The organism is Streptomyces sp. NPDC101166 (assembly GCF_044768125.1).
GTDB lineage: Bacteria > Actinomycetota > Actinomycetes > Streptomycetales > Streptomycetaceae > Streptomyces.
On record NZ_JBIWPF010000215.1, the window covers coordinates 1 to 1,203 of the forward strand.

At 67.6% G+C, this 1,203-nt stretch carries 2 protein-coding genes; both read left to right on the top strand.

The window, feature by feature from the left end; all coding sequences use genetic code 11:
- Positions 1–661 (top strand): YidC/Oxa1 family membrane protein insertase (locus tag ACIRS4_RS37830; RefSeq protein WP_404204751.1); only part of this gene is annotated, 661 nt, incomplete at its 5' end.
- A gap of 63 nt (positions 662–724) precedes the next feature.
- Positions 725–1,203: protein jag (locus ACIRS4_RS37835; protein WP_404204753.1), on the top strand; the 479-nt coding region annotated here is incomplete at its 3' end.

The window sequence follows — 1,203 nt, forward strand, 5'->3', positions numbered from 1 at the left end:
CCCGAACTACATCTTCTCCGCGGGTGACGTCCAGTCCTTCCTGACCGCACGGCTCTTCGGCGCTCCCCTCTCGGCGTACATCACCGAGCCGGCGAAGGTGCTGGAGTCCTTCGCCGATTACGGCGGCGTGCCGACCAAGCTGGCCATCGCGCTGGTCTCGATTCCGCTCATGGTGATCGCCGGTGTCGCGACCCACATGAACGCCCGCGCCTCGGTGGAACGGCAGTCGGCGGAGGCCGCGGCCAACCCGCAGGCCGCCATGATGAACAAGCTGGCGCTGTACGTGTTCCCGCTCGGCGTGCTCGTCGGTGGTCCGTTCCTGCCCGTCGCCATCCTGATCTACTGGGTCTCCAACAACATCTGGACCTACGGTCAGCAGCATCTCGTCTTCAGCAAGATCAGCAAGGAAGAAGACGAGAAGAAGGCTGCCGCGATCGAGCGGCGCGCCCAGAACGCCCCGAAGCCGGGCGCGAAGCCGGTCGACGTTCGCAAGAAGCAGTCCGGCACCAAGGTCGAGGACGCCGTTACCGATGCCGCCGACGACGCGTCGCAGAATGGTGTGAACCCCGCCCCCGCCAAGCCGGCCGCCGGCGCCAAGCCCGCCACCGGAAAGAAGCGGTCGGGCAACCGTGGTCGCGCCAACCAGAAGCGGCGTCGCTGAGACTTGCAACTCCAGATGAAGGAAACAACCATGACTGTTGAAACCGACGGAGGGGATCCCACTGTGACGTCAGCGACGGCCGCACCGGGCGCACCGGGCGACGCCGAGGAAGCGCTCATCGAAGAGGGCGAGATCGCCGGCGACTACCTCGAGCAGTTGCTGGATGTCCTCGACTTCGACGGCGATATCGACCTCGATGTCGAGGGCGACCGCGCCATCGTGAGCATCGACGGCGGCAAGGATCTGGCGAAGCTGGTGGGCCGCCGCGGTGAGGTGCTGGACGCGCTCCAGGAGCTGACCCGGCTGGCCGTGCAGCAGGCGACCGGCATCCGCAGCCGGCTCATGCTGGATGTGGCGGGCTGGCGGGCCGCGCGTCGTTCGGAGCTGAGCGCGCTCGGCACCGAGGCCGGCAAGCGCGTGCTGGAATCCGGCGAGCGCGAGGCGCTCTCCCCCATGACTCCGTTCGAGCGCAAGATCGTGCACGACGCCGTGGCCGCGATCGACGGTGTCGTGAGCGAGAGCGAGGGTGTCGAGCCGAATCG